Annotated in this window: 16 protein-coding genes and 1 other annotated feature (1 of these 17 cut by a window edge); of the genes, 15 read left to right on the top strand and 1 reads right to left on the bottom strand. The window is 38.1% G+C overall.

Annotation, left to right across the window (positions count from 1 at the left end; translation table 11 throughout):
* Positions 1 to 28, top strand: a binding site (T-box leader); it begins 202 nt to the left of the window's first position.
* A 125-nt stretch (positions 29 to 153) separates the two neighbouring features.
* The 14 genes from ileS (at position 154) to pyrE (ending at position 17022) form a co-directional block, all read left to right on the top strand.
* On the top strand, positions 154 to 2913 hold the full coding sequence (gene ileS, locus ACTQ5K_RS03380; protein ID WP_441993710.1) for an isoleucine--tRNA ligase: 2760 nt from the start codon (positions 154 to 156) through the stop codon (positions 2911 to 2913).
* Positions 2914 to 3227: 314 nt separating this feature from the next.
* On the top strand, positions 3228 to 3509 hold the full coding sequence (locus tag ACTQ5K_RS03375; RefSeq protein WP_031534331.1) for a hypothetical protein: 282 nt from the start codon (positions 3228 to 3230) through the stop codon (positions 3507 to 3509).
* 92 nt (positions 3510 to 3601) lie between these two features.
* A complete protein-coding gene (gene lspA / locus ACTQ5K_RS03370; RefSeq protein WP_081836525.1) occupies positions 3602 to 4135 on the top strand; it encodes a signal peptidase II in 534 nt (177 codons plus the stop codon).
* Positions 4104 to 5015, top strand: coding sequence for an RluA family pseudouridine synthase (locus ACTQ5K_RS03365; RefSeq protein WP_235251066.1), 912 nt, complete (start codon positions 4104 to 4106; stop codon positions 5013 to 5015). Before lspA ends, ACTQ5K_RS03365 begins: the two co-directional genes overlap by 32 nt.
* A 195-nt stretch (positions 5016 to 5210) precedes the next feature.
* Positions 5211 to 5753 carry a bifunctional pyr operon transcriptional regulator/uracil phosphoribosyltransferase PyrR gene (pyrR, locus tag ACTQ5K_RS03360; protein WP_031534336.1) on the top strand — a complete coding sequence of 181 codons (543 nt, stop codon included), beginning with the start codon at positions 5211 to 5213 and terminating at the stop codon, positions 5751 to 5753.
* A gap of 179 nt (positions 5754 to 5932) precedes the next feature.
* On the top strand, positions 5933 to 7258 hold the full coding sequence (locus ACTQ5K_RS03355) for a solute carrier family 23 protein (RefSeq protein WP_031534338.1): 1326 nt from the start codon (positions 5933 to 5935) through the stop codon (positions 7256 to 7258).
* A gap of 264 nt (positions 7259 to 7522) precedes the next feature.
* Entirely contained in the window at positions 7523 to 8461 is a 939-nt protein-coding gene (locus ACTQ5K_RS03350; RefSeq protein ID WP_235251064.1) for an aspartate carbamoyltransferase catalytic subunit, read from the top strand.
* Positions 8427 to 9713, top strand: coding sequence for a dihydroorotase (locus tag ACTQ5K_RS03345; protein WP_235251215.1), 1287 nt, complete (start codon positions 8427 to 8429; stop codon positions 9711 to 9713). Before ACTQ5K_RS03350 ends, ACTQ5K_RS03345 begins: the two co-directional genes overlap by 35 nt.
* Positions 9710 to 10807, top strand: coding sequence for a carbamoyl phosphate synthase small subunit (locus tag ACTQ5K_RS03340; RefSeq protein ID WP_285846349.1), 1098 nt, complete (start codon positions 9710 to 9712; stop codon positions 10805 to 10807). The genes ACTQ5K_RS03345 and ACTQ5K_RS03340 overlap by 4 nt, the downstream gene beginning before the upstream one ends.
* The gene (carB, locus tag ACTQ5K_RS03335; RefSeq protein WP_235251061.1) at positions 10794 to 14006 is read left to right on the top strand and encodes a carbamoyl-phosphate synthase large subunit; all 3213 of its coding nucleotides are present in this window, start codon (positions 10794 to 10796) and stop codon (positions 14004 to 14006) included. The genes ACTQ5K_RS03340 and carB overlap by 14 nt, the downstream gene beginning before the upstream one ends.
* The gene (locus tag ACTQ5K_RS03330; protein ID WP_031534348.1) at positions 14003 to 14782 is read left to right on the top strand and encodes a dihydroorotate dehydrogenase electron transfer subunit; all 780 of its coding nucleotides are present in this window, start codon (positions 14003 to 14005) and stop codon (positions 14780 to 14782) included. Before carB ends, ACTQ5K_RS03330 begins: the two co-directional genes overlap by 4 nt.
* Positions 14779 to 15720 (top strand): dihydroorotate dehydrogenase, encoded by a 942-nt coding sequence (locus tag ACTQ5K_RS03325; RefSeq protein ID WP_235251055.1) that lies wholly within the window; start codon positions 14779 to 14781, stop codon positions 15718 to 15720. Before ACTQ5K_RS03330 ends, ACTQ5K_RS03325 begins: the two co-directional genes overlap by 4 nt.
* Positions 15692 to 16408: an orotidine-5'-phosphate decarboxylase gene (gene pyrF / locus ACTQ5K_RS03320; RefSeq protein ID WP_235251046.1), complete on the top strand. Its 717-nt coding sequence runs from the start codon at positions 15692 to 15694 to the stop codon at positions 16406 to 16408. The genes ACTQ5K_RS03325 and pyrF overlap by 29 nt, the downstream gene beginning before the upstream one ends.
* Entirely contained in the window at positions 16405 to 17022 is a 618-nt protein-coding gene (gene pyrE, locus ACTQ5K_RS03315) for an orotate phosphoribosyltransferase (protein ID WP_441993703.1), read from the top strand. The genes pyrF and pyrE overlap by 4 nt, the downstream gene beginning before the upstream one ends.
* Positions 17023 to 17303: 281 nt before the next feature.
* Here the strand turns inward: pyrE and ACTQ5K_RS03310 are convergent, their stop codons facing one another.
* On the bottom strand, positions 17304 to 19016 hold the full coding sequence (locus tag ACTQ5K_RS03310) for an Rqc2 family fibronectin-binding protein (protein ID WP_441993701.1): 1713 nt from the start codon (positions 19014 to 19016) through the stop codon (positions 17304 to 17306).
* A 332-nt stretch (positions 19017 to 19348) separates the two neighbouring features.
* Here ACTQ5K_RS03310 and ACTQ5K_RS03305 point away from each other — a divergent pair.
* Positions 19349 to 20011 (top strand): HAD-IC family P-type ATPase (locus ACTQ5K_RS03305; RefSeq protein ID WP_441993699.1); only part of this gene is annotated, 663 nt, incomplete at its 3' end.

Below are 20011 nucleotides of genomic sequence, written 5' to 3'. Positions count from 1 at the left end.
AACCTTTAAAAACCTTCTCGTCCCTTTCATGGGGATGAGAAGGTTTTTTGCTGTGTATACTGATTCTAAAAAAGCAGAAATGTCTATAATAGAATACGGAATATATTGCTTGCATACATGATGAAAAAAAGATAATAATGCTGGAGGAAGAAAATGGAATATAAAGATACGTTGCTGATGCCAAAAACAGCCTTTCCGATGAGAGGGAATTTACCAAATCGCGAGCCTGATATGCAAGCGAAATGGAAAGAAATGAATATTTACGAAAAAGTTCAAGACCGTACAAAAGGACGTCCAATGTTTGTTCTTCATGATGGCCCACCATATGCAAACGGTGATATACATATTGGACATGCGCTGAATAAAATTTTAAAAGACTTTATTGTTCGTTATAAATCCATGACAGGCTTTCAAGCACCATATGTGCCTGGTTGGGATACACATGGACTTCCTATTGAACAAGCTTTAACGAATAAAGGCGTTAAACGTAAAGAAATGACCGTTGCAGAATTCCGTAAGTTATGTGAAGAATATGCTTTAGAACAAATTGACAGTCAAAGAGAACAGTTTAAGCGCTTAGGTGTTCGTGGTGATTGGGAGAACCCATATATAACGCTAAAGCCTGCCTATGAAGCACAACAAATAAAAGTGTTTGGAGAAATGGCGAAAAAAGGCTATATCTATAAAGGCAAAAAACCAGTTTATTGGTCTCCAACAAGTGAATCAGCTCTTGCAGAAGCAGAAATTGAATATAAAGACAAAAAGTCTCCATCCATATATGTTGGATTCAAAGTGAAGGATGGAAAAGGAGTATTGGCAAGTGATGTACAAATTGTTATTTGGACAACTACACCTTGGACTATTCCTGCAAACTTAGGTATTTCTGTTCATCCTACTTTGACGTATGTAGTCGTCGAGGAAAAAGGAAGCAAGTATCTTGTTGCACAAGATTTATTAGAAAGCGTTAAAACAGAGATTGGTTGGGAAGAGGCGAATGTTGTTCAAGAAGTAAAAGGTGCAGAGCTCGAGAACATTTTAGCAGCTCATCCAATTTATGGACGTGATTCTTTAGTAATGCTAGGGGAGCATGTAACAACAGATGCTGGTACTGGATGTGTTCATACAGCACCAGGACACGGGGAAGATGACTTCCTAGTTGGTCAAAAATATGGATTAGAAGTTCTTTGTCCTGTCGATGATAAAGGGGTTATGACAGAAGAGGCACCTGGATTTGAAGGGTTATTCTATGATAAAGCAAATAAGCCAATTACAGAAAAGCTTGAAGAAGTTGGCGCATTATTAAAGCTTCAATTTATCACACACTCTTATCCACATGACTGGAGAACGAAAAAACCAGTTATTTTCCGAGCGACAGCACAATGGTTTGCTTCTATTAAAGACTTTAGAAATGATCTATTAGATGCAATTAAAGAAACACAGTGGGTACCTGCATGGGGCGAAACTAGATTGTATAATATGGTTCGTGATCGCGGGGACTGGTGTATTTCTCGACAACGTGCTTGGGGTGTGCCAATTCCTGTATTCTATGCAGAAAATGGTGACAGTATTATTACTGATGAAACAATTGAGCATATCTCGAATTTATTTAGAGAAAATGGTTCCAATATTTGGTTTGAAAAGTCAGCTAAGGAATTATTGCCTGAAGGATTTACACATCCAGGCAGCCCAAATGGGGAATTTACGAAAGAAACAGATATTATGGATGTTTGGTTTGATTCTGGTTCTTCTCATCAAGCTGTATTGTTAGAAAGAGAGGATCTGCAACGTCCTGCTGATTTATATCTAGAAGGTTCTGACCAATATCGTGGTTGGTTTAACTCTTCCCTATCTACAAGTGTTGCAGTAACTGGAAAGGCGCCTTATAAGGCTGTTTTAAGCCATGGGTTCGTATTAGATGGAGAAGGACGAAAAATGAGTAAATCATTAGGGAATGTCATGATACCTGCAAAAGTAATGAACCAATTAGGTGCAGATATTTTACGCTTATGGGTAGCATCTGTAGACTTCCAAGCAGATGTACGTGTATCTGATGCTATTTTAAAACAAGTAACAGAAGGATATCGTAAAATCAGAAATACTTTCCGTTTCTTATTAGGAAACCTTGCTGATTTTAACCCAGAAACAGATGCTCTTTCTTATGAGGAATTACGTGAAGTGGATCAATTTATGATGATCAAGCTAAATAAGCTCATTAAAACGGTGACAGAATCCTATGATAAATATGAATTCTCTACTATTTATCATAATATTAATAATTTCTGTACATTGGATTTAAGTGCATTCTATCTTGATTTCTCAAAAGATGTCCTTTATATTGAAGCAACAAATAACAAAGAAAGAAGAGCTATTCAAACAGTTCTTTATGAAAGTTTAATCAGCTTAACAAAGTTAGTTGCGCCAATCTTACCACATACTGCTGACGAAGTTTGGGATCATATTTCTTCTGTAAAGGAAGAAAGTGTCCAGTTGACTGATTTCCCTGAATCTACCGTGTATGAAAATAGTGATGCAGTAGAAGAAAAGTGGAATAAATTCTTGGTTGTACGTGACGATGTGCTTAAAGCATTAGAAGAAGCACGTAACCAAAAAGTCATCGGTAAATCCCTTGCTGCGAAAGTAACACTGTATGTGAATGAAGAAGTAGATACACTACTAAATTCTATTCAAGAAAACTTACACCAATTATTTATCGTATCAGGTTTTGAAATTGCTGGGAAATATGATAATGCACCAGAAGAGGCACTAAAGCTAGAAAATGCTGCAATAGTTGTATCAAAAGCAGACGGTGAAACATGTGAAAGATGCTGGACTGTTACAACAGACATTGGCACAGTCGAAGCTCATCCAACATTATGTGAAAGATGTGCACATGTAGTAGAAGAAAATTATTAAGAGAAACCGATAAACTTTCAATAGTTTGTCGGTTTTTTTGTGTTTAAAAGATAATTTAAAACAAAGAAAAAATGCAAGGAAAAAAGTTTTGTAAAAGCCTTTTATTGGGAAAGGAAAAGAAGAATATATAATTACATAGTGAGAAAGTTATGTCTGTCTATTATCTTGATGCTGGTGGAGTTTTTTATACATAGGTAAGAAAGAGAAATACTTCCACCTCCGTTAATAGTTGTTATGGCTGTTAAATCTTTAATCGGTTTTTGTATTCTTCAATGGAAATGCTAAAGATAATTAAAGAAACGGAGGTAATGGAATTGAATTCAACTATTGAAAAGCTTTATACAGAACTCCGTATAACACAAATCGAATTAGCAACGACATTAAGGGTTAAAAGAGACTCGAAAATTAATAAATATATTGAAGAGGAATTAAAAGATGTAGAAGAAACCATGCAAAAACTAGAAAATGGCAATTTCGGAATGTGCGAAATGTCAGGAGAGTTACTTCCTGTTGATTTGCTGGAAATGATTCCAACGATTCGAACGAAAGAGGATATAAATAGCATTCAATCCTATTATAGAAAGTCCATTCATTAAGAGAATAGCTTTTATTCAAAAAGGGGTACTTTACGAAAACAGCCATTTAAAATAATGAACCAAGCTATCGTTTTCAACTGGTTTATGCTAAAATGCTAAAGGAGACTCGAGAATTGGAGGAAACTTTAGTGTTTTATTACATAATTGCAGCTATAATTATTATTCTTGATCAATGGACGAAATGGTTAGTTGTAAAAAATATGGAACTAGGAGAAAGTATCGAAGTAATAAAAGATTTTTTCTATCTGACATCCCATCGTAATAGTGGTGCAGCTTGGGGAATGCTTGAGAATCAAATGGTGTTCTTCTATATTATCACTGTTATCGTTGTAATTGGATTGATTTATTTAATTCAGACAGGTACGAAAGGGAAAATTCTTTATGGTGTTTCTCTTGGTCTTATTTTAGGGGGGGCAATCGGCAATTTTATTGACCGCGCGCGCCATCAATATGTAGTAGACTTTATCAATACGTATATCTTTAATTATGATTTCCCAATATTTAATATTGCAGACTCATCTTTAGTAATTGGCGTTATTTTATTAATCCTAGTTATGCTGAAGGAGGATAGAGACGCAAAGAAGGAGAAGAAACATGGAAAAAAAGGAACATATCATTCAAAGTGAGCAAGTAAATGAACGGATCGACAAAATCGTTTCAATGATTAACAGTGATTGGTCGAGAACACAGGTTCAAGCGTGGATAAAAGACGGTCATGTTACAGTTAATGGGCAAACGGTTAAAACAAAGTATAAAGGTGTTTTAAATGATTTAGTTACAATTGAAGTACCAGAAGCAATCGAACTAGATGTAGAAGCAGAGGAAATGGATTTAGATATTTATTATGAAGATAGTGATGTCATCGTAGTGAATAAACCAAAAGGAATGGTTGTGCACCCAGCTCCTGGACATGTGACAGGTACATTAGTAAATGGCTTGATGGCTCATTGTAAAGATCTTTCCGGTATAAATGGCGTGATGAGACCAGGAATTGTTCATCGAATCGATAAAGATACATCTGGACTATTAATGGTTGCAAAAAATGATGCTGCACATGAGAGCCTTGTTAATCAATTAGTAGCAAAAACAGTAACGAGAAAATATAAAGCATTGGTACATGGTTCTATCCCCCATGATTATGGAACGGTTGAGGCCCCGATTGGCCGTGATACGAAAGATAGACAAAGTATGACGGTTATAGATAAGGGCAAGCATGCTGTTACTCATTTCCGTGTGTTAGAAAGAATGGATGGATACACGTTTATCGAATGCCAATTAGAGACAGGACGCACCCATCAAATCCGCGTGCATATGAAGTATATTGGCTATCCACTTGTAGGAGATCCTAAATATGGCCCAAGAAAAACATTGGATATCGGCGGTCAGGCACTGCATGCAGGAATTCTAGGATTTGAACATCCGCGCACAGGGGAATATTTAGAGTTTGAAGCACCACTTCCTAAAGACTATGAGAATCTTCTAGATACATTACGAAATAATCGTTGACACGCTTTTAATTTTATATTAAGATAACGTTAGTTGAATAAGTCCTTTAAATCGATCCCGTGAGGTTGAGAAGGAAACGGATCCTAGCTATTTTAAGCAATAGCTATATTGGTATACGTCTATCCTCTCATCCAAAAGGGTGAGAGGATTTTTTTTAGAAAATATGATTGAATCACAGCATGGATGGTGAGCGAGATGTCACAAAAGGCACTTGTACTAGACGATCAAGCAATAAGACGAGCATTAACAAGAATTGCTCATGAAATCATCGAGAAAAATAAAGGGATTGAGAATTGTATTCTTGTTGGAATAAGAACAAGAGGTATATACATCGCAAATCGCCTTGCAGAGAAAATTGCTCAAATTGAAGGAAAGCCAATTGAAGTTGGTGAATTGGATATTACTTTATACCGAGATGATTTATCAAAAAAGACGAAAAATGAGGAGCCATTAGTAAAAGGCTCAGATATCCCGAAAGATATACAGGGATTAAAGGTCATCCTAGTAGATGATGTCTTGTATACAGGAAGAACTGTTCGTGCCGGCATGGATGCACTAATGGATATGGGAAGACCAGCATCCATACAGCTTGCGGTCCTAGTAGACAGAGGACATAGAGAACTGCCAATAAGAGCAGATTATGTCGGGAAAAACATTCCTACCTCCAGCTCGGAGAAAATTGTGGTAGAACTTACTGAAGTGGATGGATATGATGAAGTGAATATTTTTGAAAATTAAATAGAGCCCTTTTAATAGCAGTCCTGTGAGGCTGAGAAGGGGAGTTTTTTTCGTCAGGTTTCTTTAAGCCTGTATAAAACCCCTTTTCAGCTGCACTGAAAAGGGGTTTTATTTATGTAATAGGGGATATTAATAGCAATTATACAAGTAATTTTTTTAAACAGAAAGAGGAGACAGCAATGAACGAATCAAAACCCTTATTAGGAATTAAAGATAAACCAAGTGCCCTTCAGTGGGTAACGTTAAGCTTACAGCATTTATTCGCTATGTTTGGTGCAACAGTGTTAGTACCATTCTTAATAGAAATGAGCCCTGCGGTTGCTTTAGTCTCAAGTGGTGTAGGTACACTCGCATTCTTAATCATTACGCAATTTAAGGTTCCGGCCTACTTAGGATCATCCTTCGCCTTTATCGCACCGGTAATTGCAGCAAAGACAATGCCTGGTGGAGGTATAGGGGCAGCCATGATTGGAACATTTATAGCCGGGATTGTATACGGCATCGTTTCCTTAATCATCAAAAAAGCTGGTTATCGTTGGATTATGAATATCCTACCGCCGATTGTTGTTGGACCAGTAATCATGGTTATCGGGCTAGCATTAGCTTCCACAGCAGTAGGGCAAGCAATGTATGTAAATAATGGCAGTGAGAATCAAGAATATAGTTTGCTTTATATCTCTGTTGCGCTAGTAACCTTACTAGCAACAATACTTTTCACCATGTTTGGCAAGGGAGTATTTAGCTTTATCCCAATCTTAGCAGGAATCGTTGTAGGTTACGTATATGCCTTGCTAGTAGGTGTTGTTAACTTCCAAGAAGTGCTAGATGCAAAATGGTTTGCAATGCCAGATTTTATCTTCCCGTTTGTAGATTATCCTGTAACAATTAATCTTGCGCTACTAACTATTTTTGTACCGGTCGCAATTGTTACATTAACAGAGCATATCGGTCATCAGCTAGTGTTAAGTAAAGTTGTTGGTAAAGATTATATTAAAGATCCTGGATTGCATAGAAGTATTTTGGGAGATGGAACAGCAACTATTCTTTCCGCTTTAATGGGAGGTCCTGCAAAAACAACATATGGCGAAAATATTGGAGTATTAGCAATCACAAGAGTATACAGCGTTTATGTATTAGCAGGAGCGGCAGTACTTGCAATAGGGTTTGGATTTATTGGAAAAATCGCAGCATTGATTCAATCCATCCCCACGCCGGTAATGGGGGGAGTTTCCATCCTTCTATTCGGAATTATCGCTTCCTCTGGATTAAGAATTATTGTAGAAGCAAAGATTGATTTTAATAAAAATCGCAATTTAGTGATTGCATCCGTTATCCTTGTAACAGGAATTGGAGGCTTCTCCATTCATATGGGAGAAAATTTTAAACTAGAAGGAATGGCTTTTGCCGCAATCCTAGGCATTATCTTAAATTTAGTATTGCCAGGTAGAGAAAAAGCAAAGGACGATTTATTCGAAGAACCAATCGCAGTAGACGAAACTAAATAATAACACCTTTTAAACAAGTACAGAGAGACTTATAAGGGTGTCAAAAATGATGCATAGATTGTATGTGCTAGGTTCACTTTGCCTAAATCTATGGAAAATCATGATTTTTGCCGCCCTAACGAGTTGTTAGGGTGGTTTTTTTAGGGGATTAAAGAATTACTGAGCAGTCTAAAATACACGTAGACACCGCTCGCCCCACGGAAAGCGAAGTGTATTTTAGCCTGCGGGCTAAGTTAAAAGCAGCAAATAACGGGAGGTAGTATCATGGAAAACTTATTAACTACGACTGAGTTAACCGTTACAGAGATTAAAGAAATCTTAAGAGATGCACAAAGATTTGCTAATGGAGAAACTTGGAGACCGGCAAATCAAAGCTTTGTGGCAAACCTTTTTTTCGAAGCTAGCACAAGAACAAAATGCAGCTTTGAAGTAGCGGAGAGAAAGTTAGGACTTGAGGTAATCCCATTTGAAACGACAACCTCAAGTGTTGTTAAAGGAGAAACATTATATGATACTGTTCGAACGCTGGAATCAGTAGGAGTAAATGCTATTGTCATAAGACATGAAAAGGATCATTACTTTGATGAATTAGTAGGGAAGGTAAACATACCAGTCATTAATGCAGGAGATGGCTGTGGTCATCATCCTACACAATCTCTACTAGACCTTCTGACGATACAGCAGGAATTCCAACGCTTCAATGGCTTAAAAGTAAGTATTATTGGTGATATCAGCCACAGCCGAGTAGCAAGATCAAATGCAGATGCCCTAACACGACTGGGGGCAGATGTCGTTTTCTCTGGACCAAGAGAATGGTTTGATGAAACAGTCCTACAAGATGCAAATTATGAAGATATTGATACAGCGATTGAAACATCCGATGTTGTCATGCTGCTACGTGTCCAACATGAAAGACATGGAGATGAAAGAGCTGCTTTTGACAAAGAAAGCTACCACAGACTATATGGATTAACAGTAGAAAGAGAAAGAAAAATGAAGCCAGGAAGCATCATCATGCACCCTGCACCTGTAAACAGAGATGTAGAAATTGCTGATGAATTGGTTGAATGCGAACGCTCGAGAATTTTTAAGCAAATGGAAAATGGTGTGTTTATTCGCATGAGTGTGCTAAAAAGATCATTAGAAAATATCGGAGGGAGAAATGAACATGTCAATACTTATCAAAAATGGCCAGTTGCTTAATACTACAGGGGAATTAGAACAGAAGGACATCTTGATTGAAAATGGAGCAATTAAGACGATTGCAAAGGAAATAACTTCAAATGCAGATGAAGTGATTGATGCTGCTGGAAAAGTTGTGGCGCCAGGATTTATTGACCTACATGTTCATTTAAGAGAGCCAGGCGGCGAAAAGAAAGAAACGATTGCAACAGGGACGATGGCAGCAGCACGAGGTGGATTTACAACGATTGCCAATATGCCAAACACAAGACCTGTTCCTGACACAGTTGAAAATTTACATAATTTAAATGAAAGAATTCGAAATACGGCAAATGTAAATGTCTTACCGTATGCATCCATTACAATTAGACAATTAGGGACTGAACTTACTGATTTTAAAGCACTAAAAGAATTAGGAGCATTTGCTTTTACAGATGATGGTGTAGGAATCCAAGAAGCAGGTCAAATGCTCGAGGCGATGAAGCAAGCGGCTGCATTAGATATGGCAATTGTCGCTCACTGTGAAGATAATAGCCTTATCAATAAAGGCTGTGTGCACGAAGGAGAATTTTCAAAGGCGAAAGGTTTAAATGGAATTCCAAGTGTTTGTGAATCAGTCCAAATAGCAAGAGACGTTCTTTTAGCAGAAGCGACAGGCTGTCATTATCATGTATGCCATATCAGTACAAAAGAATCAGTGCGCGTTGTAAGAGATGCAAAAAAAGCTGGAATTAGAGTTACAGCAGAGGTGTCGCCACATCACTTACTATTAGCAGATACAGATATTCCTTCTCTTGATACGAATTATAAAATGAATCCTCCTTTAAGAGGAACAGAGGATCGAAAAAGCTTACTTGAAGGATTGTTAGATGGAACAATTGATTTTATTGCAACAGACCATGCACCGCATACAGCAGAAGAAAAGGCGCAGTCGATGCAGCTTGCACCATTTGGAATTGTCGGTTTAGAAACAGCATTTCCTCTTCTTTATACGAACTTTGTAAAAACAGGGGTGATGACATTACAACAATTAATAGATTATCTAACAATAAAACCAGCTCAAAGCTTTAAATTGGATGCTGGAACTTTAGAAGCAGGAAAAACTGCAGATATCGTCATTCTTGATTTAGAAGATACAAATAAAATTGACCCAGAAACATTTTTATCAAAAGGAAGAAATACCCCGTTTGCTGGTTGGGAATGTCAGGGCTGGCCGGCTGCAACAATTGTTGGTGGGAAGATTGCTTGGAGAAAGGAAAGTGTACACGCATGAAAAAACAATTAATTCTAGAAGATGGCACGGTATTTATCGGAAAAGGCTTCGGTGCCGATACAGAAAAATTTGGTGAAGTAGTATTTAACACAGGAATGACAGGCTATCAGGAAATTCTATCCGATCCATCCTACTGTGGACAAATTGTCACACTTACGTATCCGTTAGTAGGAAATTATGGCATCAATCGAGATGATTTTGAATCGATAACGCCAGCCATTCATGGATTTATTGTAAAAGAAGTGTGTGATTTTCCTTCAAACTGGCGTAACGAGCTTTCATTAGACAAATATTTCAAACAAAAGAATATCCCAGGAATAGCGGGAATTGATACAAGAAAATTAACGCGCATTATCCGCCAATATGGAACTTTAAAGGGTGCGATTTGCAGCATCGAGGAAAATGCAGAGGAAGTAATTGCAAAATTAAAAGGGATTACGTTAAGTACAGATCAAGTAAAGCAAGTTTCTACAAGAAAACCTTATCCAAGTCCTGGCCGTGGAAGTCGCGTTGTGTTAGTAGACTATGGAATGAAGCATGGAATTTTACGAGAATTAAATAAACGAGATTGTGATGTAATCGTCGTTCCATATAATACAACGGCAGAAGATATTCTAAATTTAAGTCCAGATGGCGTGATGCTATCGAACGGACCTGGGGATCCAAAGGATGTGCCCGAGTCTATTGAAGCAATTAAAGGAATTATTGGGCAAGTGCCGCTGTTTGGAATCTGCTTAGGTCATCAATTGTTCGCACTTGCAAGTGGGGCAAACACAGAGAAAATGAAGTTTGGTCATAGAGGATCAAACCACCCAGTAAAGGATTTATTAACAGGGAAGGTTTGTCTGACTTCTCAAAACCATGGCTATACAGTAGAAGAAGAATCTATTAATCACACAAACTTAGAAGTTACACATATTGCTTTAAATGATGGAACAATCGAAGGCTTGCAGCATAAAGAATACCCAGCATTTACCGTGCAATACCATCCAGAAGCTTCACCAGGACCAGAGGATGCTAACTATTTATTCGATCGTTTTATGGAAATGATACAATCTCACAAACAGGAAGGTGCCGCATATGTCAAAGCTTAAAAGTATTAAAAGTATATTAGTAATCGGATCAGGACCAATCATCATTGGGCAGGCAGCAGAATTTGACTATGCAGGAGCGCAAGCATGTATCGCTTTAAAGGAAGAAGGCTATCGTGTTATCTTAGTAAACTCGAACCCTGCAACGATTATGACAGATACAGAAATGGCCGATAAAGTGTACATTGAACCATTAACACTTGAATTTGTCAGCAGAATTATTCGCAAAGAAAGACCAGATGCTATCTTGCCAACATTAGGAGGGCAAACTGGCTTAAATCTTGCAGTCGAGCTATCAGAGGCAGGCGTGTTAGAAGAATGCGGAGTAGAAGTACTTGGAACGAAGCTCTCCGCGATTCAGCAAGCGGAAGATAGAGATCTTTTCCGTAACTTGATGAATGAATTAGGAGAACCTGTTCCAGATAGTGATATCATCCATAATATGGAGGAAGCAAGAGCATTTGTAGAGAGAATCGGATATCCAGTAATCGTTCGTCCTGCTTTCACACTAGGTGGAACAGGCGGCGGTATTTGCCATAATGATCAGGAGTTAGAAGAAATTGTAACAAGTGGTTTGAAAAATAGCCCAGTAACGCAATGTTTATTAGAGAAAAGTATCGCAGGCTTTAAAGAAATCGAATATGAAGTAATGCGTGATAGCAATGATAACGCGATTGTAGTATGTAACATGGAAAATATCGATCCAGTTGGGATTCATACAGGTGACAGTATCGTTGTCGCACCAAGTCAGACGTTAAGTGACCGTGAATATCAATTATTAAGAAATACATCTTTAAAAATTATCCGTGCACTAAAAATTGAAGGTGGCTGTAACGTACAGCTAGCATTAGACCCAGATAGCTTCCAATATTATATTATTGAAGTTAACCCAAGAGTGAGTCGCTCATCTGCCCTTGCAAGTAAAGCAACTGGCTATCCGATTGCAAAGCTAGCGGCAAAAATCGCAGTAGGTTTAACATTAGATGAGATGATGAATCCTGTTACAGGAAAAACTTATGCAAGCTTTGAACCAGCACTTGATTATGTAGTAAGTAAGATTCCACGCTTTCCTTTCGATAAGTTTGAATCAGCAAAACGTAACTTAGGAACACAAATGAAAGCAACGGGAGAAGTAATGGCAATTGGTCGTACTTTTGAAGAATCTTTACTAAAAGCGATTCGCTCTCTTGAAGCAAAAGTATATCATTTCTCCTTAAATGCAGCAGATGAAACAAGCGACGAATTACTCGAAAAGCGAATAAGAGTTGCCGGAGACGAAAGATTATTTTATATAGCAGAAGCACTTAATCGTGGCGTGAGTATTGAAACGATTCATGAGTGGAGCAAGATTGACCTATTCTTCCTTTTCAAACTTGAAGGCATCATAAAGTTCGAAAAAGAGTTAATCAATCATCCATTTGATGAGGAATATGTAAAAGAAGCGAAAGAAAAGGGATTTGCTGATATTCAACTTGCAAAGCTTTGGAATACAACAGAGCTTGAAGTATATAACTGGAGAAAAGAAAAAGGCATTGTGCCCGTTTATAAAATGGTTGATACTTGTGCGGCTGAGTTTGAATCTGAAACACCTTACTATTATGGAACATATGAAGAGGAAAATGAATCGATTGTAACAGAGAAGAAAAGCATTGTTGTGCTTGGATCTGGACCAATTCGCATTGGCCAAGGAATAGAGTTTGACTATGCAACCGTTCATTCTGTATGGGCGATTAAAGAAGCTGGATATGAAGCAATTATCATTAATAACAATCCAGAGACGGTTTCAACAGACTTTAGTATTTCAGATAAACTTTACTTTGAACCACTGACGATTGAAGATGTAATGCATATCATCGATTTAGAGAAACCTGAAGGAGTAGTGGTTCAGTTTGGGGGGCAAACAGCCATTAACCTAGCAGGCCCACTAGCAGAGCGTGGGGTCAAAATTTTAGGAACATCACTTGAAGACTTAGATCGCGCAGAGGACCGTGATAAGTTTGAACAAAGTCTGCAAGAATTAGGAATTCCACAGCCAGACGGAAAAACAGCATTAACAGTTGAAGATGCAATTGTTGTAGCAAAATCAATTGGCTACCCAGTACTTGTAAGACCATCTTACGTACTTGGTGGAAGAGCAATGCAAATCGTATATAAAGAAGAAGAGCTGATTCCATATATGGAAAACGCGGTTAAGGCAAGTCCAGGTCAACCAATCTTAATTGACCGTTATTTAACAGGGAAAGAAATTGAAGTGGATGCAATCTGTGATGGAACTGATGTTGTCATTCCAGGAATTATGGAGCATATCGAACGTGCAGGAGTACACTCAGGCGATTCGATCGCTGTCTATCCACCACAAAGCTTGTCTGCTGAAATTAAGCAAACGTTAGTAGATTATACAACGAGACTTGCAAAAGGTTTAAAAATCGTAGGTTTACTAAATATCCAATATGTTGTTTCCAAAGGTGAAGTATTCGTACTAGAGGTAAATCCACGCTCTAGTAGAACAGTACCTTTCTTAAGCAAAATTACGAATGTGCCAATGGCGAAAATCGCTACAAAAGTAATTTTGGGTACTTCCTTAAAAGAGCAGGGATATCAATCGGGCTTAGTAGCAGAGAAGTCTGGTGTGTATGTGAAGGTCCCAGTATTCTCTTTTGCAAAATTACGTAGAGTCGATATCACATTAGGCCCTGAGATGAAATCAACGGGAGAAGTAATGGGGAAAGACATTACTCTAGAAAAAGCACTGTATAAAGGTTTAATTGCTTCAGGAATGAAGATAAAAACATTTGGAACGGTTCTTTTGACAATTGGGGATAAAGATAAGGAAGAGGCTTTACAGCTTGCAAAAAGATTTACGAATATCGGCTATAGCTTGATGGCAACAAGTGGAACAGCAGAGTACCTTGAAAGCAATAACATTCCAGTAAAAGTAGTCGGTAAAATCGGTGGAGAAGGACATACATTAATAGATGTAATCCGCAATGGGGAAGCACAATTTGTCATTAATACTTTCTCCAAAGGAAGCCAGCCAGCAAGAGATGGATTCCGAATTAGACGTGAATCCGTTGAAAATGGCATTCCATGCTTAACTTCATTAGATACAGCAGAGGCTATCCTTCGAGTAGTAGAATCGATGACATTCTCTACAGATGCAATGGAGCCAAGCAAAACGCAACCGGAGGCAGTGTTAGTATGATCAAAAACGAAATCTGTACAGTAGTCGAACAGAAAGAAATAGCTGAAAATATTATGGAGCTCACCTTAACAGGTGAGCTTGTCTCTGAAATGAACGAGCCAGGTCAATTTGTTCATATAAAAGTAAGTGATAATGCTACACCTTTATTAAGACGTCCCATTAGTATTTGCCGGATTGATCAGGAAAGTAAAACATTTACGATGATTTACCGCGCTGAAGGAGCGGGCACAAAGCTTCTTGCCCAAAAAACAGCTGGGGAAGCAGTTGATATTCTTGGTCCATTAGGAAATGGATTCCCCGTTGAAGCAAGCAAGTCAGGGCAAACAGCCTTATTAGTAGGCGGAGGAATTGGTGTGCCACCTTTATATGAATTAGCAAATCGACTAGTTGCAAAAGGGGTAAAGGTTGTTGCTGTATTAGGCTTTCAAACAGAATCCGTTGCATTTTATGAAGAAAAGTTTGCCTCATTTGGGGATACGTATATCGCTACAGTAGATGGTAGTCATGGTACACAAGGCTTTGTCACAGACGTTATTTTTCAAGAAAATCTGGAGTTTGACGTATTGTACTCCTGTGGACCAACGCCAATGCTTAAAAATCTAGAAAAAACATTTCCTACTAAAAAGGTGTTTATTTCTCTAGAAGAAAGAATGGGATGTGGGATTGGTGCATGCTTTGCATGTGTATGTCACACAGCAGATGATCCGACAGGATTCAGCTATAAAAAGGTATGTACAGATGGACCAGTATTTAGAACAGGGGAGGTTGTCCTATGAACCGACTTCAAGTAAAGCTTCCTGGATTAGAGCTTAAAAACCCAATCATGCCTGCTTCTGGCTGTTTTGGATTTGGACGGGAATACAGTAACTTATATGATTTAAGCAAGCTCGGTGCCATCATGATAAAAGCAACTACGGTAGAACCACGCTTTGGTAACCCAACACCAAGAGTAGCTGAGACTACTTCTGGGATGCTAAATGCCATTGGTCTTCAAAACCCTGGACTAAAAAAAGTGGTTGGCGAAGAATTACCTTGGCTTAGCCAATTCGATGTACCAATTATTGCAAATGTTGCTGGATCGGTGGAAGAGGACTATGTTGCTGTTGCAAAAGAGATATCAAAAGCATCGAATGTTAAGGCACTAGAATTAAACATTTCTTGTCCGAATGTAAAAACAGGAGGCATTGCTTTTGGAACAATTCCAGAAGTTGCTAAGGAATTAACGAAAAAGGTGAAGGAAGTGTCAGAAGTTCCTGTATATGTAAAGCTCTCACCAAATGTAACGAATATTGTCGAGATGGCAAAAGCGGTAGAAGCTGGAGGAGCAGATGGGATTACCATGATTAACACCCTTGTTGGCATGCGTCTTGATTTAAAAACAGGCAAGCCAATCCTAGCCAACAAAACGGGAGGATTATCTGGTCCTGCAGTAAAGCCTGTAGCAATCCGAATGATTTATGAAGTAAGTCAAGCAGTAAACCTACCGATTATCGGAATGGGGGGAGTATCCACTGCTGAAGATGTATTAGAGTTTTTCTATGCAGGCGCAAGTGCAGTAGCAGTTGGTACAGCAAACTTCGTAGATCCATTTATTTGCCCGAAAATAATAGATGAATTACCTGAGCTATTAGACAAATACGGATTTGAACATATTTCAGAAGTAACGGGAAGGAGCTGGGGAAAGCATGAACAATTCGCTTATCATCGCGCTTGATTTTGCAAGTAAGGACGAGGTACATTCTTTTTTAAAAGGATTTAACGGAGAATCGTTGTTTTTAAAAGTAGGTATGGAACTATTTTATAAAGAAGGACCAAGCATCATTCAGGAATTAAAGGAACAAAATCACCAAATTTTCCTAGACTTAAAGCTACATGATATTCCAAATACAGTTGGAAGTGCGATGAAAAATATTGCTAGCTTAGGCGTTGATTTAGTGAATGTTCATGCAGCTGGTGGAATCGACATGATGGCTCGTGCAGTGGAGGGGCTTGAAGCAGGTACACCATCTGGCATGAAACGAGCGAAATGTATTGGTGTGACTCAGTTAACAAGTACTTCTGAAGCGAGCATGCAAAAAGAGCAATTAATTCAAGTTCCTTTACATGAATCGGTATTACACTATGCAACGATAACAAAAGAGGCTGGACTGGATGGAGTCGTGTGCTCCACTTTAGAAGCTTTCGCAATTCGTGAAAGATTAGGGGATACCTTTTTAACTGTAACACCTGGCATTCGTTTAAAAACAGATGAAGTACAGGATCAAGTTCGGGTAGCAACACCTAAGATTGCGAGAGAAAATGGGGTATCAGCAATTGTTGTTGGTCGCTCGATTACAAGAGCAGCAAATCCATATGAAAGCTATTCATTATTTAAATCCGAGTGGGAGGGCATCACGTTATGAAACATGAAATTGCCGAACAATTACTAGATATTAAAGCAGTTTTTTTACAGCCAAATGATCCGTTTACTTGGTCTTCAGGATTAAAGTCGCCAATCTATTGTGATAATCGCTTAACCTTGTCCTATCCGAAGGTGCGTAAAAATATCGCAACAGGATTAGCTAGTTTAATCAAAGATAAATTTCCAGAAACAGAAGTAGTGGCAGGGACAGCAACAGCAGGTATTCCTCATGCAGCTTGGGTAAGTGACCTTCTTGATTTGCCGATGGCCTATGTACGTTCCAAAGCAAAAGCCCACGGTAAAGGGAATCAGATTGAAGGCAAGGTAGATAAAGGGCAAAAAGTAGTAGTGGTGGAAGATCTTATCTCAACAGGGGGAAGTGTCATTACAGCAGTTAATAGTTTAAGAGAAGCAGGCTGTGATGTACTTGGGGTTGTTGCGATTTTTACATACGAATTGCCAAAGGGGAAAGAATTGCTTGCTGAGGCTGAAATTACAGCATACTCATTAACAGATTATACGAGCTTATTAGAAGTAGCACAGAAAAATGGCTATATTGAAGAAAGAGATTTAGCGAGCTTGAATGCTTGGAAGGAAAATCCGGAGAAGTGGTAAGTGGATGATGTTTATAACGACATTTCAGTTAAATAAAGTGTTGTTTTTTTTGGGGCTTGGATAAAAGTCTATAAATGAAAATAACTAGTTGGTAAATGGTGTTCATAAGGTGGATGAAAACCAAAAAGAAGAGGAGGAGACACAAAACTGGTCTTCATCAAAGGCATGAGAGTCTCAAAAAGCCAACCCTTCAAGCTGAATTTTCCTTATGCATAAACTAAAACCAGTGTAACCAATAAAACAAATCGCGAGAGGCAGCATTGCCTCTCGCGATTTGCTTTTTATTTCGCTTTCAACCGAATCACAGTTTCCTCATCTGGGGTTACATAAACTGTTTGCTGATTATCATAGATAACAAAACCGGGTTTTGCGCCACTTGGCTTTTTCACATGACGGACTAGGGTATAATCCACTGGAACAGAACTTGATTGGCGAGCTTTACTGAAATAAGCGGCTAATTTGGCAGCTTGTAGAATTGTTTCCTCCGAAGGTTCCTTGCTCCGGATAACGACATGGGATCCAGGGATATCCTTCGTATGCAGCCAAATCTCATCCCTGGCAGCTACACGATTGGTTAAATAATCATTTTGTTTATTGTTTTTGCCAACGATAATCTCTGTTTGATCATCAGATAAATAATAATCTAGTACTGGCTTTACATTTTGTTGTTTTTTCGTTTGTTTTTTTTGCCTTTCTCTTAAGTATCCTTCTTCTACTAGCTCTTCACGAATTTCTTGAATATCCTTCGGTGAGGCAGCAAGAATTTGCTGGTATAATGTTTCAAAATACTCGTATTCTTGTTCTGCTAGTTGAATTTGTTCCTTAATAATGTCAATAGAGTTTTTCGCCTTTTGATATTTCGTAAAATATTTTTGCGCATTTTCAGAAGGAGATAGTCTTGGATTAAGGGGAATCTTAATCATTACCCCATCTTCTTCGTAGTAATTTAGAACTTCTACCTCTGACATGCCTTTTTTAACTGCATATAAATTTGCTGTTAAGAGTTCGCCAAGCAATTGATATTCCTCTGCGTTCTCTGCTTCCATTAATGAACGTTCTAGCTTTTTAATCTTTTTGCTATTTTTATCCCGTTCATTCACAATGAAACGTTCTAAATCATTGCTTTGTTGCTTTACTCGATCCCGTTCTGCTTTTCCGAAATAATATCGATCAAGCATTTTGCTTAAAGTAGGGAAAGCTTTAATTTCACCTTTCACATGCTCTATTGGCAGAAAGTAAAAATATTCTTTTTCGGGAGTATCCATAATAGAAGGAGCATAGCTGCCTTTTTTTATTGGATCCATTATAGCCAGAAAAGCCTTTGGCAGTGTATCGCGGTTCGCAAGACCAGCATGATAGAAAATTTCTTTGGCAACTAAAGGGGAGAATCCAGCGAACTGCTGTACAAGCTGCTTGTCCAACTTTCCGCTATTAAAATCAATTGCTCTTAAAACATCTTCCTCTGTAGCTGTATAAGGATCTTGTTTTTCTTGTTTTGGTGGAGCCTTATACTCATAGCCAGGTAGTATGGCTCTATGGCTATTAACAGCATAGGAAATATGTTTAATGCTATCTAAAATCGTATTTTTGTCGCGATCGATCAAAATAATATTGCTGTGTCGTCCCATTATTTCAATCATCAGTTTTTTATAGGAAGTATCGCCAATTTCATTTCTTCCTCTAATCTCAAAAACAATGATTCGTTCATTGTCTATCTGATAAATGTCTTCTATAAAGTAACCTTCTAAATGCTTGCGTAAAAGCATGCAAAACATTGGTGCCTCTTTCGGATTTTCATATGTTTCCTCGGTAATTTGAACTCGTGCATAGCTCGGATGTGCAGATAAAAGCAACTTTTGATTTTTTCCATTTGCACGAACAGATAAAATAATTTCATTTGTAAAAGGCTGCTGAACTTTATTAATTCTGCCTCCTAGTAACAGCTCTTTTAATTCCAGGGACATTGCTCTTGTAAATAAACCATCAAATGACATAACTAACAACCTCATTTATAATAATTTCCCTCTTTACTCTATCTTTAATTACAAAGAAATACAAGGATTTGGTAGCCTTAATGAAGAAAAATTAGCATCTTGTGATAAGAAGAAATGGCCAAAAAATTATTTTTAGTTTTAAAACGAAATAAAAATCTAACCTTGATAGCATTTTTTCGGCCAAGCCTGAATATGATTTCCATAGAGTGGTGTTGGGACAACTATGTATGTTAGTTAGAATTGCTAACCTTTGTTCAGAACTACTACGTAATTATTTCGCAAAAGTGCTATTCGCGAACGGTGAATGAAAAAGGGGGAAGTGAGATGGCCGGATGAACTATCATGAAATGAACGAAAAAGAAGTAGAACAAACATTGAATACTGATTTTTCGGCTGGATTAACGGATGAAGAGGCGGAAAAGCGACGAAAGAATTTTGGATTTAATGAATTAGAGGAAGGAGAAAAGCAATCACTATTGCTTATTTTCTTCAGTCAATTTAAGGATTTTATGGTACTTGTTCTTTTAGCTGCTACGCTTGTTTCAGGTTTATTGGGTGAATATATTGATGCGATTGCCATTATTGCAATCATCATTCTCAATAGTTTTCTTGGATTTTTTCAAGAAATTCGTGCAGAGAAATCCTTGTCTGCTTTAAAGGAGTTATCACAGCCCCATGTTCATGCCCTTCGCAACGGGGAATGGATAAATATTTTATCAAAGGAATTAGTTCCTGGGGATGTCATTAAATTTGCTAGCGGGGACCGAATCGGTGCAGATGTAAGAATAATAGAATCAAGAAGTTTAGAGGTCGAAGAATCAGCGTTAACAGGTGAATCTGTACCTGTTCCTAAAATCGTATCAGCCATTAAGAATAATAATTTAGCGCTCGGTGATATGGAGAATATGGGCTTTATGGGTACGATGGTTTCGCGTGGAAGTGGTGTTGGTGTCGTAATCGGTACGGGAATGAAGACGGCGATGGGACAAATCGCA

This window comes from Niallia sp. Sow4_A1 (assembly GCF_052116745.1).
GTDB lineage: Bacteria > Bacillota > Bacilli > Bacillales > Cytobacillaceae > Niallia > Niallia hominis.
This window is presented reverse-complemented; position numbering and strand designations above follow the sequence as displayed.